Source organism: Terriglobus sp. 2YAB30_2, from assembly GCF_052114765.1.
Lineage (GTDB): Bacteria > Acidobacteriota > Terriglobia > Terriglobales > Acidobacteriaceae > Terriglobus.
The window spans coordinates 77,057-91,093 of the sequence record NZ_JBFRFJ010000008.1 but is presented as its reverse complement, the minus strand read 5'-3'; the positions used below and the strand labels follow the sequence as shown (position 1 = coordinate 91,093).

Genomic DNA, 14,037 nt, shown 5'->3' with positions numbered 1-14,037 from the left:
TCCTTTTTCAGGTAGAAGTGCTCTAATGAGAAGAGGATATGGCCACCGTAGCTTCATCTCCGGCGCGCCCGGCGCAACGGGCTAGAACCTTTGAGAGCACCCTGAAGTCTGCCAAGACCTCCCTGATGTTCTCGGAGACGTTCAACCTTGCCATTGACAGCTTTAGAGCCAGCAAGGCCCGCTTTCTGCTCACCATGCTGGGCATGGTGATTGGGTCCGCCTCCATCATCCTGGTGGTCACCCTGGGTCTTACCGGCAAGGACTACGCCCTGAACCTGATCTCCTCGATCGGCCCCAACATGATCGAGATGCAGTTCAACGGCGGCAGCGTCGCCGGGCCCGACAATACCTCCACCCCGGATTTCATGACTAATGCCGATATGGATGCGGTGAAAGCCGCTGTACCCGGCATCATCGCCTCCTCGCCGATGCTGGAGTTCCACGACCGCATCAGCATGGGCAGCGGCCTCACCAAAGACGCCATGCTGCTGGGCGTCTCGCCGCAATACAAACAGGTACGCAATCTGAAGGTGCTGCGCGGTCGCTTCTTTGACTATCAGGACGCCACCTCCCACGCCAAAGTAGCGGTCATCGTCAAGTCCCTGGCGCTCTCTCTCTTCGGCGGCTCGGAAGGGGCTATCGGCAACACGCTGACCGTCAGCGGAATTCCTTTCCTGATCGTCGGCGTCTTCGAAGAAAGCGTGGAGACCTTCGGCCAATCAGAGATCAGCGACCAGACCATCCTGATCCCCTATCAAGTCGCCCGCTACTTCCAGGGTACGGACAGCGTAAAGCAGATCTTCTTTACCGTAGCCAACAGTTCCCAGGTTGAGCCGGCCGCCAAGCGCATTCTGGAGATCATCAAGGCTCGCCATCGCCCCACCAGCGTCTATACCGCCTTTACCCTGACGCAGGTGCTGCACGTAATGGGTCAGATCGCCACCATGCTGACGATCGTACTCACATTAGCTGCTGCCATCACGCTCATCGTGAGTGGTGTGGGCATTATGAACTCCATGCTGGCCAATGTGCAGGCGCGTATTCGTGAGATCGGCATTCGCAAAGCCCTCGGCGCCACCCGGCGCGAGATCCTGATGCAGTTCCTCACCGAGAGCGTCTTTCTCTCACTCTCCGGCGGTGTCGTCGGCACCGTTATCGGCCTGGCGATTCCATTCACTGTCACCTTCCTGACACCCGTCAAGGTCCCTCACTCCTGGATGTCGGCCGTGGTTGCGTTGCTGACATCGGTCATCGTTGGCGTAATCTTCGGCACGTTACCTGCGCGCCGCGCTGCGGAACTCGACCCGGTTACCACGCTGAAGTACGAATAAAAAGATTCTCTTCTCAAAACGAAGAAAAGCCCGCGAAGTCGCGGGCTTTTACTTCATAACATCAATCCTGAATTACATCACCAGTGCAACACGCTCCAACTCGCGCTGCATGCACTCAATCGAACAGGAAGCGGATTCAATGCGTGTGGCAGCATTCCGTGCCGCCTGATTCGATACGCCATAGCCGCGACCCATTAGGAAATTGGAAATCAACTCCCCTGCCTGCCAGCTATCCAGCCCTGATTGCAACAGGTCGTTCCGCAGGCCTGCGAGGTCCTGTTCCGTGAACTTCTCGATGCCCTTTTCTATCTCCTGTGCCATCTGCCTCTCCGCCCCTTTCGTGATCTTCCTGCCCACCTGTTTGATTAGACGCTTTTGTAGCCATCGAGTTGCAGCATCTGAAGTAACCAGTTGTAACCCTTTTGTGACATTTTCTTACGCACAACAGGCAACCCCGGTTCCCGGTACGATTGTTATGGAGACAAAAAAGACGTGGCCAAGCTGTTGGATGGAGTCGCCATTGCCGGCGAGATTAAGAACGAAGTTGCCGCTGAAGCCAAAGAACTGGCTGCGCGCGGCATTACCCCCAAACTGGTTGTCGTGCTGGTCGGCCATGTCGCTGCCTCTGAGATCTACGTCCGCAGCAAGGTAAAGACCTGCGGCGAACTCGGTATCGGCAGTGAGATGATTACGCCACCTGAGACCGTGACTACCGAAGAGATGCTCGCTCTGGTCGCGGAACTGAACGCGCGTCCGGATGTCGACGGCATCCTGATTCAGCTTCCGCTACCAAAGCAGGTCGACACCAAACAGCTGCTTGAAGCGATCGATCCACAGAAAGACGTCGACGGATTTCACCCCGTCAACGCAGGCAGGCTCCAGTCAGGTCAACCCGCACTTGCTCCCTGCACACCTGCAGGCATCATTGAGATTCTTGTGCGCAGCAAGATCGCAATCGCCGGAGCCAACGCTGTTGTCGTAGGACGCAGCGATATCGTCGGCAAGCCCGCTGCCATGATGCTGCTGAACGCAAGCGCAACAGTCAGCGTCTGCCACTCGAAGACTGCCAACCTGGTGAATTACACCCGCCACGCTGACATCCTGGTTGCTGCCATCGGCCGCCCCGGTTTCATCACGGAAGAGATGGTCAAGCCCGGCGCGACCATCATCGACGTCGGTATCAACCGCGTGAACGATCGCGCCGAAATGGAGAACTTCTTCCCCAACGACACAACTCGCGCCGCAGGCTTCGACAAGCGAGGATATACCGTCGTCGGTGATGTCGATCCTCGCGCCTTTGCCGTGAGCGGAGCCTATACTCCGGTCCCCGGGGGCGTAGGAGCATTGACCATCGCCATGCTGATGAAGAATACCGTCCGCGCAGCCCGGCAGCGCCGGGGCGTGTAACGATGCTTCGTGTCGGACTTACAGGCGGCCTCGGTAGTGGCAAATCCACCGTGGCCGCCATGCTTGTCGAACTCGGGGCACACGTCATCCAGGCCGATGAGGTCGGCCGCCGGCTGATGCAGCCTGGTCAGAACGTCTTCGACCAGATCGTGGCACACTTCGGCGCGGAAGTACTCGCCGCCGACGGCACCCTGAACCGCACTCGGCTGGCAAAGATCGCCTTCGCCGACGGCCGCGTCGAAGAGCTGAACGCCATCGTCCATCCCGCAACCATCGCAGCCCAGGCCGCATGGATGGCGGAGATCGGTGAGCGCGAACCTGAAGCCGTCTGCGTCGTCGAAACCGCGTTGCTCTTCGAGACGAAACACGGCAACCTGCGCGATCGCTTCGACCGGATTGTGCTGGTCTATGCGCCGGAACAGCTCCGCATCGAACGTTTTCTGGCGCGGCAACCGGGAGCGACGGTGGACGATGCGCGCCGCCGCATGGATGCGCAGATGTCAGACTTTGAAAAGATGCAGCGCTCTCACTTCCTGATCCGCAACGACGGCACGTTGGAAGGTCTACGCCGCCAGATCGTCCAGGTGTGGGAGGCGCTCAAGACAGCCTCGCGAGGATAGCTCTCCCGGGCCTAGAATCTTCTAAAGCCTGAACTTCACAGGCGAAGGAAACGTAAAGGAAGTTATATGAAGATGCGTCGCATACTGCTCGTGCTCCTTCTCGTGGGCGGCTTCTACCTGCTGACCAACTACATGGTCCCGTCAGGAGCCATCGGTAACTGGGTCAAGAGCGCCTTCCCGTCGCTACCGGGAAATGGAACAACTGCAGTCAATGGCCCTCTGGGTAACTTTCACATGACCGTCGCCAACGCCGCGCCGGAGTTCGACAGCGAAGAGCAGAACAATATCAACGTCTATAAGCGGACGCTGCCCAGCGTGGTGAACGTTACTTCCACCACCGTGGCCTTCGACTTCTTCTACGGCCCGGTCCCACAGCAAGGCATGGGCACGGGCTTCATCATCGACAAAGAGGGCCACATCCTCACCAATAACCACGTGATTCAGGATGGCCAGCGCATCGAAGTCACGCTGAGCGACAAGCACAAGTACAAGGCCAACGTAGTTCAGGTGGATAAGAGCCATGATCTCGCATTGCTGCAGATCAATGCGCCGAACCTGGCTCCTGTCACCCTGGCCGACTCCAAGAACATCGTCGTTGGACAGAAGGTCTACGCCATCGGCAATCCCTTTGGCCTGAACGGAACCATGACGCGCGGCATCATCTCTGCCCTTCGTTCCGTCCGTGGACCGACAGGAGCGGCGATCGACAACGCCATCCAGACCGATGCCGCCATCAATCCCGGTAACTCCGGCGGACCGCTGCTGAACTCACGCGGCGAGGTCATCGGGATCAACACGATGATCGCCTCCAACGGCAGCGACCAGAGCGCAGGTATCGGCTTCGCCATTCCCATCAATACTGCCCGCGCCTTCGTTGATGACCTGGCCCGCTACGGCCACGTTCGCCGCCCCGCGCTCGATGTCGTCACGTTGCCCATCGGCCCGGACATCGCGGACCAGCTTGGCCTCGCGGCCGACTACGGCGTCCTGGTGGAGCGGGTGCTCCCCGGCGGTGCGGCAGAACGCGCCGGACTGAAAGGCGGCTCACAGCGCGCCTACATGGGCAATACTCCGGTAATGATCGGCGGTGACCTCATCGTCGCCATCGACGGACAGGAGATCACCAGCCAGCAGGACGTCTCCGACGTGATGAACTCCCACAAAGCAGGCGACACGGTGACAGTCACCATCTTCCGCGCTCGCAAGAAAGTCGAGCTGCGCGTCACCCTGAGCGAAGCCAGCGAGCGCCAGACATAGTACCGCCACCAATCTGGGCGCCCCATCCATAACTGCGTAGCAGGATGGGTGGGAATGCGGACTCTGGCGAACTTGATTCGCCGGGTGAACTATTCGAGCGAAGCTCGAACCGGTGGGAGCCGTGGGCTTTACAGCCCACGGTCTATCAACTCAATATAGAAACGGGCTTTAGCCCTGGGCCTTCTCTGTTAATCAGGAAAAAGCCCATTTATTTTTATGCCTTTATCAGCGGGCTGAAGCCCGCTGCTCCCACCAGACATCGGTCGAACAGCAGATTTCTCCGCTCTCTTCATTCGCTACGAAATGACAAACAAAAAAACGCTCCGCATTTCTGCGGAACGTTTTCTATTCACGCCAACCCTTACTGCGTAGCCCCAGTCTCAAAGAACTTCGTCGCCTGCCCGCCGATCACGCGATACATCGCAAACGATCGCGCCTGCTCTCCGCGCAGTTCCATCACCAGGCTGGCACGATTGGATGCCTCCGCGTCCACAACACCAACCAGATGCATCCGCGGCGTTGTATCCATGTGGATCGCATCGGTCACCGTCTTTATCGCCACCTGTGGTTCGCCGAAGCTGTCATTCTGCGCAACCACCGTGACATACTTCACCGGCGCCCCTCCCTCACCATTCGTATGAGCCTCCAGCACAAAGACCGGTGCGCTGTTATAGCTGAGCTCAAAGGCGGAAAACTTCTCATCGGCGAGTTTCACAGCCGGAGCCTCAGCCACCGGAGCCGCCTTCAGCTTGCTGCGCGCTCCGGTCGAACGGCTCACACCACCAGTCTTGATCGGCGCAGGAGTAGCAGCCGGAGGCGGAGCGACCAGCGACATGGCCACCTTCTCCAGCTTGGTCTGAATCTCTGTCTTCTCTGAAGGATCGCGGAAACGATAGGTGAAGTCGTGGATCTCGCGCGACGCGGCATCGCTCACGGCAACGATCTGATGCAGGTTGGCCGGCATGCCACTCAGCTGCGGCGCCTCGGCCAGCTTCGCCGGCTTGCCGCGCATGATCTTCGGACGATCAGGGTCGTCGTTCAGATCCCCCAGCGTCTGCACGTTGGCAGTGTCGTTCTTGATCGCGTCGCGCTTCTCCTTCTCCGTGCGCTTCTTCAGCGTCGGACGATCGGCGTCGTCGGATGGATCGTCCCCGACGCCAGTGACACCGCTCTGATCCTTATCTTTGCCGTTCTTGCTGTCCTTCTTATCCTTCGAGTCCGATTTGTCCTTCTTATCTTTATCCTTGCGGCCGAGCTTGGGACGGCTGTCATCCTTGTCGGTGGATTCCAGGACAACCTTCTGCGGAGCCTTCGGCTTGTCCACCGGTAAAGGCTGCCACTTGCCATATCCCATCCATCCCTGGTCGTACACGCTGCTGACGGCAGCGTCCGGCTTCAGGTTGCGGGCGAAGTCCAGGTCGAGCAATCCCTTGGGCTCGCCGGAGTCCTGCAGCTCATACACAACGTCCGTGCTCAGTGCCAGGGGGACAGGCCGCGCCAGGTAAAGGCCGGCATCCTGATAATCTCCGTCGACGAAGAGCGAGACAGGGACCAGGCGGCTCGCCAGCGGTTTCTTGATATCGTCGCCGGTCCACTCATAGACGCCAATCGCACGGGTGACATTGTCTTTCTTAGCAACACGGTGCATCTGGGCGGGTGCCGCAGCCACCATCGCCGCCACGGCGGCGAATCCGATTCCTCTGGAAACTTTCATCACACTCATAAGACGGCCAATCTCGCGGTTCCGCTACCTTGCAGCCCTGCCTTGCGGCTCAGACCGCAGGCGCTGTACCTTTGCATCCATGCCACCACAAGCAGGCGACGTTATCGAAGACTTTACTCTCAACGATCAGGACGGCAACCCGGTCACCCTCTCCAGCTTTGACCCCAAACCTGTCGTTTTGTTCTTTTACCCCAAAGCAGATACCCCTGGCTGCACCATCGAAGCCTGCGGCTTCCGGGACGCCATCGACAAGCTGAAAAAGGCGGGCGTGGTCGTTCTGGGCATCTCCCGCGACACCGTGAAGGCACAGAAGAAGTTCGCCGAAAAATACGACCTGAACTACCCCCTCCTGGCCGACCACGACCAGAAGATCTGCAACTACTTCGACGTCATCAAGCAAAAGACCATGTACGGCAAGCCGGTAACCGGAATCGAACGTACCACCTACCTGATCGGCCCCGGCCGCAAACTGCTGCACATCTTCCCCAAAGTAAAGCCGGAAGGCCACGCCGAAGAGGTCCTCGCCTACGTAAACGCCAACAAGTAGCAACCTTTTCGTTTTATAGCGGTCATCCTGAGCCGCAGGCGAAGGACCTGCTTTTAGAGCGCCACAAATCCGGGTGCCGAATATCCCATATCTCGGCTCTGCCGAGATGTGGGATATTCGGGTCCCCGACGAACTTCGTTGGGTGATAAAGCGATGGGCGGGATATCTCGCGAAGCGAGATCCGGATCTACTCCACGGACAACTGACCTGTACCGACCGCCCCCGCCAACTCCAACCTCTTCCCTGCCCCGGCCTGACGCTCCCGATACGCAAGCCCCAGCGGAAAAACATGGAACGTCAGCACGGATTTCGCCTCCACCACAGCCTCAGTTCCCTTGGCTGGCGCGTCCCCAAGCTCGTTCGTGCCTTTCTTGCCCAGGATCACAATGACATCGCTCAGCACTTCCTCTTGCCCAACCGCTTCCACCTGCAGCGAAAGCTCTCCCGCGCTGTCGATCTCCCCTGCCTTGGCAACGGCAACCACCGTAACCGTCACCGGAGCTCCCACAGCGAAGGTCCGGCCCTCGAGAGTAACGGCCGCGGTAAGCTGACCGCGCAGTACCTGACCGTTCCGGGCATCCGCGGAGCTGACACGCTCCTGCATCTGAACCTTCAGCAGCGTTCCAGAACTTTCGCTCGCGCCCGGAGTATCGGGTGTCGGTGATTGCTGCGCCGCACTCGAGCCGAGGAACAGAAGCATCCCCATCAGAAAGATCAAAACCCGATCGAACATGTCTTTTGAGAACTCCTGATGGGAACAAACTCCCGATGGAGTACTGAGCCCTATTCTCTAGGACCACTGTCCCATGGTGGAAGTTGTAAGGGAATCGCGCCTATCCCACCATCAGAAAATGCTGCGTCCCTTTTACCGGAGCATCCAGGCGACGGAAAAGAGCCTGCAGATCCCGATTATTGTGCACGAAATCGATCTGCGAGGTATCGATCACCAGCAGATCGCTGGCCGTGTAGCGGGAGAAGAAGTGCTCATACGCCTCGATCACCGTCTCCAGGTACTCCTCGCTGACAGCACGTTCCCCAGGAACGCCCTTTCGTTTCAGTCGCGTACGCAGCACGTCGGGCGTCGCCTTCAGGTAGATCACCAGGTCAGGCGTCGAAAGGTTAGAACGCATGGGCTCGTAAAAGCGGTTATAGAGCTTCAGCTCATCGTCCCCCAGGTTCAAGCAGGCAAAGAGCTTGTCTTTCTCGAAGATGTAGTCGGAAACAACGCTCTGGCGCACAAGACCACCGCCGGCCTTCCGCTCCGCAGCCTGTAACTGGCTATACCGAGCCTCGAGAAACCACATCTGGGTGGCAAAGGCTATGCCCGCTTCCTGCCGGTAAAAGCGGTCGAGAAAAGGATTGTCTTCGGGCTCGGTAACGCGATGCGCCTCCATCTTTTCAGCCAGCATGCCTGCCAGGGTCGATTTCCCCACACGGATGGGACCTTCAATGGCGATGTAACTGGGCAAATCGAACAGCATGACGAAACCCTCCAGAAAGGCGAATAAAAAGCAAAATATCACCCGCCGGATACCGCGCCAAGTAACGAACGAAGCACATGGCAGGGCTCTTCCATTTCGATATATCCATATCCCAATAACCGATGTAACTGGATTCACCTCAGTTCCCTACCGCGCTTACGTCTCCAAAGAGCATTATTAAGAGGCATGCTTTCCCCTGTACTTGCCGGAGCGGCGGTTGCCGCTGGCATCGGTGTTTCTGTGTACGCAGCCTATCGTCCGGAATCCCAGCTCTATGGCGCCACTCTCATTGCCGGGTCAGACCCAGGACAGGCCGCACTCACCTATGACGATGGCCCCAATCCTGATGCAACACTGCGGCTGCTCGACATCCTGGCGCAGCACCAGGTCCATGCGACCTTCTTCATGGTGGGCAGCTTTGTGAAAGCAGAAGCGGTGCTGGCGCGGCGCGTCGCTGCTGCCGGACACCTGATCGGCAATCACACCCTCACCCACCCGAACCTGGCCATCACCTCATCGCGAGAGACACGGCGTCAGCTCACCGAGACCAACGACATCCTGGAGCAAACCCTGGGACAGAAGATCCGCTTCTTCCGTCCTCCCTTCGGAGCCCGCCGCCCCGCCACGCTTCGCATTGCGCGCGAGCTCGGTCTGATCCCCGTGGAGTGGAATGTCGCCGCGCAGGACTGGAATCCCGCATCGCCGCAGCAACTTCTGGAGCGCCTGGAGAGGGGCATCGCCGCCAATCGGAAGAAAGGCCGCGCCTCCAACCTTCTACTGCATGACGGCAGCCATCTTGGGCTGGGAGCCAAGCGCATGCCCACCGTGGAAGCTACCTCTCTGTTGCTGGAAAGAAATATCAGGAACCTGACATTTGTCACTCCCGAAATTTGGGTTTAAGCTCCTACAATTTCCTCACGGCATCCACGTTCTAGCGTTAGAGCATTTTTCCCTATAGGAGTAACGTGGAGCTTCCACATCTATGGGCGTTTTCCGAAATGAAAACGCCGCTGCACAGCCCTTCCGGGATACTCAGCAATAGGGAAAACGCTCTTTAGAGGAAAGACCCATATGAGCACGCAGACCCAGGCACAGGCGCCTCCGCACGTTCACCCGGAACCGATGTCGATGCGTGAGGTATTGAAGATCAACACTATGCGCCGGCTCTGGTACGCCCAGGTGGTCTCGAACTTCGGCGATTTTCTTGCGCTGTTCGCCGTCATCAGTGTGCTGACCTTCAACCTGCATGCCACGGCGCAACAGGTAACCGGCGTGCAGATCGCCTATCAGTTGCCGATTGCCCTTCTGGGTATCGTGGCCGGTGTCTTCGTCGACCGCTGGTCACTCAAGGGAACGCTCATCGCCAGCGACCTTTCACGCGCGGTTCTGTGTCTGTTGCTGATCTGGGCCGGGGCGACGATGCAGTTCTACCTGATTCTCGCCACCATCTCCATCGTCTCCAGCTTCTTCAATCCGGCACAGGGCGTCACTCTCCGCACAGCCGTGCCGATACACGGCCTGCGCTCCGCCAATGCACTGATGCAGCAGGTTATGTTCGTCATGCGCATCATCGGTCCGGCGGCCGCTGGCGTATTGGTAACGGCTCTGGGAGCCAAGGCCTGCTACATCGTGGATGCGATCAGCTTCGTGGTCTCCGCCGGCTTTATCGCCAGCATCACCATCAAGCGTCCGCCGGTGGCGGCGGAACACCAGACCACCAAGACCGGCGTCGCACGCGTACTGCATGACATGCAGCAGGGCATCCAGTTCATCGTGCATCATAAGGCGCTGCTGTTCGTGATCCTTGCACTGGCCTCCGGCATGTTCGTGCTGGGATGCTTCGGTCCGCTCATCGCCGTTTACGTGCGCGACGTGCTGCATGCCACCACCCCGCGCTCCTTCGGAGCGGCCTCCGCCTCCATCGGCGCCGGAATTCTGCTGGGTATGAACCTGCTGAATACCTTCGGCAAGAAGATGAAGAACACGGTGCTGGTCTACGCCGGCCTGAGTGGAATTGCCATAGGTCTGGTGATCCTTGCCGGTATTCCTTATCTGGCCACATGCATCCTCGGCAACCTGGTGATCGGCCTGTCGGTAGCGGGCATCATCATTCCGGCACAGACGATGATTCAACAGGAGACGCCGCACCACCTGATGGGCCGGGTCGGCTCCACGCTGATGTCGATGATCTTCACCGCGCAGATTCTGGGCCTGATCCTCTCAGGCTTACTGGCACAACACACCGGCACCCGCCAGGTCTTCACACTCTGCGCCATACTTCTGCTGATCCTGATGGCAGTCGGCAAACTCTTCATGGAACCAAAGACACCCGCGGCCACAACCGCATAAAGTGCCCATACACCGGGTGCCCCAGGTCCCCTAGGGACCTGGGCATTCGCGCTCCGCGCGAACCGTCTTTCGCGATTCTCATCTAGCCAGGGTGCCCCGCCCTCGCAACGCTAGGGCGGGTTCGAATGCCCACGCATTGAGATGAAAATCTATAGAGCGGGCTTTCAGCCCTTCCAGATTCTTCAATCGCGAACCTGGGGCGTTGCCCCAGGCTGGTATAGAACGCGCCTTCAGCGCTTGAGCGGTAGCTTGTTTTAAGATTCGTGACTTCCCGCCCACCCTAGCGTTGCGAGGCCGTCGCACCCAGGCAAGTAGGTCACATCAAACCCCAGCAAACGCCTTCCGCGCCGCCGCAACCGTCTTCTCCACCTCATCCTTACCATGCGCCAAACCAATAAAAGCAGCCTCAAACTGCGAAGGCGGCAACCACACACCTTCCTCCATCATGGCGCGATGGAACCGGCCAAATGCAGCCGTATCGCTCTTCGCTGCATCCTCAAAATTCTCCACCGCATCCGGAGTGAAGAACCAGGTCCACATGCTTCCCACACGATTCGTCGTCAGCCGGACACCGGCATCCGCAGCAACCCGTGCCACGCCTTCAGCAACCTGACGCGTCGTCTCGTCGATCTGCGGATAGATCGTTCCCGCCTCGCGGATCAGACGGCCCACGGTAGCCGATCCCGCAGCCATCGCCAGCGGATTGCCGCTCAGCGTTCCTGCCTGGTAGACAGGACCGAGCGGAGCGAGCATGTTCATCACATCCTCACGTCCGCCGAAGACACCGACCGGCAGACCTCCACCGACGATCTTGCCCATGGTGGTGAGATCGGGCTTGATGCCGAAGCGCTGCTGCGCTCCGCCGAGCGCCAGGCGGAAGCCGGTCATCACCTCGTCAAAGATCAGCAGAGCGCCCTCTTCCTCAGTGAGCGCCCGCAATGCTTCCAGATACCTAGCCTTAGGGATCAGCGTGCCGGCATTGCCGACAACCGGCTCCAGAATGATGGCCGCGATGTCGCCCTTATGCTTCGCAAACGCCGCCTCAACGGCAGCGATGTCGTTGTACGGCAACGCCAGCGTGAAGTGTGCAACCTCATCGGGAACGCCGGCGCTTCCAGGGATGCCAAAGGTAGCGACGCCGGAACCCGCTTTCACCAGCAGACCGTCGGCGTGGCCGTGATAGCAGCCCTCGAATTTGATGACGTAGCGGCGCCTTGTAAAACCGCGGGCGACACGAATGGCCGACATCGTCGCTTCTGTCCCGGAGCTGACAAAGCGCATCCGCTCCATCGATGGAACTGCCGTGCGGATGAGTTCACCCAACTCGGCCTCACCGGCATGCGAGGCGCCAAAGCTGGCGCTGCGGCCGGAGGCATAACGAATGGCATCCACGACCTCGGGCACGGCATGGCCCAGGATCATCGGTCCCCAGGAGCCGAAATAGTCGATGTAACGATTGCCATCGGCGTCATACAGATAGGCACCCTGGGCGCGTTCCAGGAAGGGAGCATCGCCGCCCACGGAACGGAAGGCGCGCACCGGCGAGTTCACACCGCCGGGAAAGAGACCTTCGGCACGACGCTGCAGCGAACGGGACATTTCCAGCACTCGAGTCATCTAATTCAGTATAGAAAGGCGGAAGGAGGCTCGGACGATGACCGCACAGGAACAGCAACGGCTCGCGGGCAGGGACATCCTGCTCTACGACGGCGTATGCGCCCTCTGTAACGGAGTTGTGCGTTTTGCCGCGCAGCGCGACCTCACAGGCCGCCTCCTGTTTCTACCGCTTGGCTCCCCCTTGGGAGCGGAGCTGCTGGTGCGGTACGGAATTACCGCCGCGACCCTGAACTCCGTCGTCGTGCTGGAACATGCCCTCACTCCGCAAGAGCGGATCTTCCTGCGCACCAAGGCGGTCGCACAGGTCATGCTGCGGCTGACGCGACCCTGGAGAATCCTTGGACGCCTTCTGATGGCGATTCCGTCGTGGCTAGGCGACCCGGTCTACCGGTTGGTCGCCCGGATTCGTTACCATCTCGCAGGGCGATACGAAATCTGCCCTCTTCCGGAGCCGGGCCTCCGTGAGCGTTTCATCGGACTAGACACGTAAAATCAGCTGAAAATTGAAGTGGATGTCTCAGAATGAGACACATCAACCCAGCAAAATGCGTCTGTTCCCTGGCCACCGTTCCCCATCAATCCTGATAAACTCTAGACTTCCTGCTGTTTTATTTTCCATTTGGAAGGCGCATCTTTGGCTCCAATTCCCGCGAAGTCCTCAGGCCCCATCTCCTACGCCGATGCCGGTGTGGATATCTCCGCAGCAGACCGCTCCAAAGATAAGATCAAGCTGTTAGCGCGCCGGACCTTCAACAAGAACGTCCTGTCAGAGATCGGTTCGTTTGGCGGCCTGTTTGGCCTGGACCTGAGCAAGTTTCCGGATCCGGTGCTGGTCTCCTCCGCCGACGGCGTAGGCACCAAGCTGAAAGTCGCCTTCGAGCTCGGCATCCATCACACCGTAGGCGGCGATCTGGTCAATCACTGCGTAAACGATATCGCTGTACAGGGCGCAACACCGCTGTTCTTCCTGGACTACCTGGCGATGGGCAAGCTGGAAGGCAATGTCGTTGAGAAGATCGTCACCGGTCTCTCCGACGCCTGCAAGGCTAATGGATGCGCTCTCATCGGTGGCGAAACCGCCCAGATGCCGGGGTTCTATCAGCCGGGCGACTATGATCTGGCCGGCTTTATCGTCGGCGCCGTCAGCAAAGACCGCATCATCACCGGTGAGAAGACTCAAGTCGGTGACGTACTCTTCGGTCTCCCATCGACCGGCCTGCACACCAACGGCTATTCGCTGGCCCGGAAGCTGCTGTTTGAAGTCGCGGGATACACCGCCGATCAGTACGTCGGCGCCATCAAGGAAAAGACCGGCGCTGCCCTGATGAAGACGCACCGCAGCTACCTCGGCATCATCAGGAAGCTGCACGCGGCCGACTGTGTCTCCGGCATGGCGCACATTACCGGCGGTGGTATTACCGAGAACCTTCCACGTGTGCTGCCCAAGGGAATGGGAGCACATATCGATCTCACCTCATGGCAGGTGCCGCCGCTGTTCACGCACCTGCAGGAGCTGGGCCAGGTCGAGCAGGATGAGATGTTCCGCACCTTCAACATGGGTATCGGTCTTATCTGCGTCGTTCCCGCTGACAAGGTAAAGAAGGCCAAGGCCATTCTGAACCGCGCCAATGAGCGCTTCCATGTGATCGGCCGCGTCGTTCGCGGCGACCGCAAGGTTAGCTACGCTTAAGAGCCGTACGTCCTC

Annotated in this window: 14 protein-coding genes; 9 read left to right on the top strand and 5 right to left on the bottom strand. The window is 59.1% G+C overall.

Going from position 1 to position 14,037, the window contains the following annotated elements:
* Positions 1-38 precede the first annotated feature (38 nt).
* Positions 39-1,331 (top strand): ABC transporter permease, encoded by a 1,293-nt coding sequence (locus tag AB4Y89_RS13450; RefSeq protein ID WP_442301446.1) that lies wholly within the window; start codon positions 39-41, stop codon positions 1,329-1,331.
* 72 nt (positions 1,332-1,403) lie between these two features.
* Here AB4Y89_RS13450 and AB4Y89_RS13445 read toward each other — a convergent pair whose 3' ends face one another.
* Entirely contained in the window at positions 1,404-1,652 is a 249-nt protein-coding gene (locus AB4Y89_RS13445; protein WP_442301445.1) for a hypothetical protein, read from the bottom strand.
* A gap of 171 nt (positions 1,653-1,823) precedes the next feature.
* Between AB4Y89_RS13445 and AB4Y89_RS13440 the strand changes: the two genes are divergently transcribed.
* The 3 genes from AB4Y89_RS13440 to AB4Y89_RS13430 all read left to right on the top strand — a co-directional run bounded on the left by AB4Y89_RS13440 (position 1,824) and on the right by AB4Y89_RS13430 (position 4,615).
* Entirely contained in the window at positions 1,824-2,738 is a 915-nt protein-coding gene (locus AB4Y89_RS13440) for a bifunctional 5,10-methylenetetrahydrofolate dehydrogenase/5,10-methenyltetrahydrofolate cyclohydrolase (protein ID WP_442301444.1), read from the top strand.
* Between the two features lie 2 nt (positions 2,739-2,740).
* Positions 2,741-3,358: a dephospho-CoA kinase gene (gene coaE / locus AB4Y89_RS13435; RefSeq protein ID WP_442301443.1), complete on the top strand. Its 618-nt coding sequence runs from the start codon at positions 2,741-2,743 to the stop codon at positions 3,356-3,358.
* Between the two features lie 66 nt (positions 3,359-3,424).
* Positions 3,425-4,615, top strand: coding sequence for a S1C family serine protease (locus tag AB4Y89_RS13430; RefSeq protein ID WP_442301442.1), 1,191 nt, complete (start codon positions 3,425-3,427; stop codon positions 4,613-4,615).
* A 361-nt stretch (positions 4,616-4,976) separates the two neighbouring features.
* On the opposite strand, the gene AB4Y89_RS13425 is transcribed toward AB4Y89_RS13430, so the two are convergent.
* On the bottom strand, positions 4,977-6,329 hold the full coding sequence (locus tag AB4Y89_RS13425) for a hypothetical protein (RefSeq protein WP_442301441.1): 1,353 nt from the start codon (positions 6,327-6,329) through the stop codon (positions 4,977-4,979).
* Between the two features lie 88 nt (positions 6,330-6,417).
* Between AB4Y89_RS13425 and bcp the strand changes: the two genes are divergently transcribed.
* Positions 6,418-6,885: a thioredoxin-dependent thiol peroxidase gene (gene bcp / locus AB4Y89_RS13420; protein ID WP_442301440.1), complete on the top strand. Its 468-nt coding sequence runs from the start codon at positions 6,418-6,420 to the stop codon at positions 6,883-6,885.
* A 187-nt stretch (positions 6,886-7,072) separates the two neighbouring features.
* Here bcp and AB4Y89_RS13415 read toward each other — a convergent pair whose 3' ends face one another.
* Positions 7,073-7,618 carry a hypothetical protein gene (locus AB4Y89_RS13415; RefSeq protein ID WP_442301439.1) on the bottom strand — a complete coding sequence of 182 codons (546 nt, stop codon included), beginning with the start codon at positions 7,616-7,618 and terminating at the stop codon, positions 7,073-7,075.
* A 100-nt stretch (positions 7,619-7,718) separates the two neighbouring features.
* Positions 7,719-8,366 carry a deoxynucleoside kinase gene (locus tag AB4Y89_RS13410; protein ID WP_442301438.1) on the bottom strand — a complete coding sequence of 216 codons (648 nt, stop codon included), beginning with the start codon at positions 8,364-8,366 and terminating at the stop codon, positions 7,719-7,721.
* 186 nt (positions 8,367-8,552) lie between these two features.
* Between AB4Y89_RS13410 and AB4Y89_RS13405 the strand changes: the two genes are divergently transcribed.
* A complete protein-coding gene (locus AB4Y89_RS13405) occupies positions 8,553-9,266 on the top strand; it encodes a polysaccharide deacetylase family protein (RefSeq protein WP_442301437.1) in 714 nt (237 codons plus the stop codon).
* Between the two features lie 171 nt (positions 9,267-9,437).
* Positions 9,438-10,715, top strand: coding sequence for an MFS transporter (locus AB4Y89_RS13400; RefSeq protein WP_442301436.1), 1,278 nt, complete (start codon positions 9,438-9,440; stop codon positions 10,713-10,715).
* A gap of 321 nt (positions 10,716-11,036) precedes the next feature.
* Here the strand turns inward: AB4Y89_RS13400 and hemL are convergent, their stop codons facing one another.
* A complete protein-coding gene (gene hemL, locus AB4Y89_RS13395; RefSeq protein WP_442301435.1) occupies positions 11,037-12,332 on the bottom strand; it encodes a glutamate-1-semialdehyde 2,1-aminomutase in 1,296 nt (431 codons plus the stop codon).
* A gap of 37 nt (positions 12,333-12,369) precedes the next feature.
* On the opposite strand from hemL, the gene AB4Y89_RS13390 reads away from it, so the two are divergent.
* Both AB4Y89_RS13390 and purM read left to right on the top strand, forming a co-directional pair.
* Complete coding sequence (locus AB4Y89_RS13390) at positions 12,370-12,822, top strand: thiol-disulfide oxidoreductase DCC family protein (RefSeq protein ID WP_442301434.1); 453 nt, start codon at positions 12,370-12,372, stop codon at positions 12,820-12,822.
* Between the two features lie 144 nt (positions 12,823-12,966).
* Positions 12,967-14,022, top strand: coding sequence for a phosphoribosylformylglycinamidine cyclo-ligase (gene purM / locus AB4Y89_RS13385; RefSeq protein WP_442301433.1), 1,056 nt, complete (start codon positions 12,967-12,969; stop codon positions 14,020-14,022).
* Positions 14,023-14,037: the final 15 nt, after the last annotated feature.

What these genes read in the sequence shown, in the direction of transcription:
- AB4Y89_RS13450 (WP_442301446.1), top strand. Translation starts at nt 39, where the DNA reads ATGGCCACCGTAGCTTCATCTCCGGCGCGCCCGGCGCAACGGGCTAGA.
- AB4Y89_RS13445 (WP_442301445.1), bottom strand. Translation starts at nt 1,652, where the DNA reads ATGGCACAGGAGATAGAAAAGGGCATCGAGAAGTTCACGGAACAGGAC.
- coaE (WP_442301443.1), top strand. Translation starts at nt 2,741, where the DNA reads ATGCTTCGTGTCGGACTTACAGGCGGCCTCGGTAGTGGCAAATCCACC.
- AB4Y89_RS13430 (WP_442301442.1), top strand. Translation starts at nt 3,425, where the DNA reads ATGAAGATGCGTCGCATACTGCTCGTGCTCCTTCTCGTGGGCGGCTTC.
- AB4Y89_RS13425 (WP_442301441.1), bottom strand. Translation starts at nt 6,329, where the DNA reads ATGAAAGTTTCCAGAGGAATCGGATTCGCCGCCGTGGCGGCGATGGTG.
- bcp (WP_442301440.1), top strand. Translation starts at nt 6,418, where the DNA reads ATGCCACCACAAGCAGGCGACGTTATCGAAGACTTTACTCTCAACGAT.
- AB4Y89_RS13415 (WP_442301439.1), bottom strand. Translation starts at nt 7,618, where the DNA reads ATGTTCGATCGGGTTTTGATCTTTCTGATGGGGATGCTTCTGTTCCTC.
- AB4Y89_RS13410 (WP_442301438.1), bottom strand. Translation starts at nt 8,366, where the DNA reads ATGCTGTTCGATTTGCCCAGTTACATCGCCATTGAAGGTCCCATCCGT.
- AB4Y89_RS13405 (WP_442301437.1), top strand. Translation starts at nt 8,553, where the DNA reads ATGCTTTCCCCTGTACTTGCCGGAGCGGCGGTTGCCGCTGGCATCGGT.
- AB4Y89_RS13400 (WP_442301436.1), top strand. Translation starts at nt 9,438, where the DNA reads ATGAGCACGCAGACCCAGGCACAGGCGCCTCCGCACGTTCACCCGGAA.
- hemL (WP_442301435.1), bottom strand. Translation starts at nt 12,332, where the DNA reads ATGACTCGAGTGCTGGAAATGTCCCGTTCGCTGCAGCGTCGTGCCGAA.
- AB4Y89_RS13390 (WP_442301434.1), top strand. Translation starts at nt 12,370, where the DNA reads ATGACCGCACAGGAACAGCAACGGCTCGCGGGCAGGGACATCCTGCTC.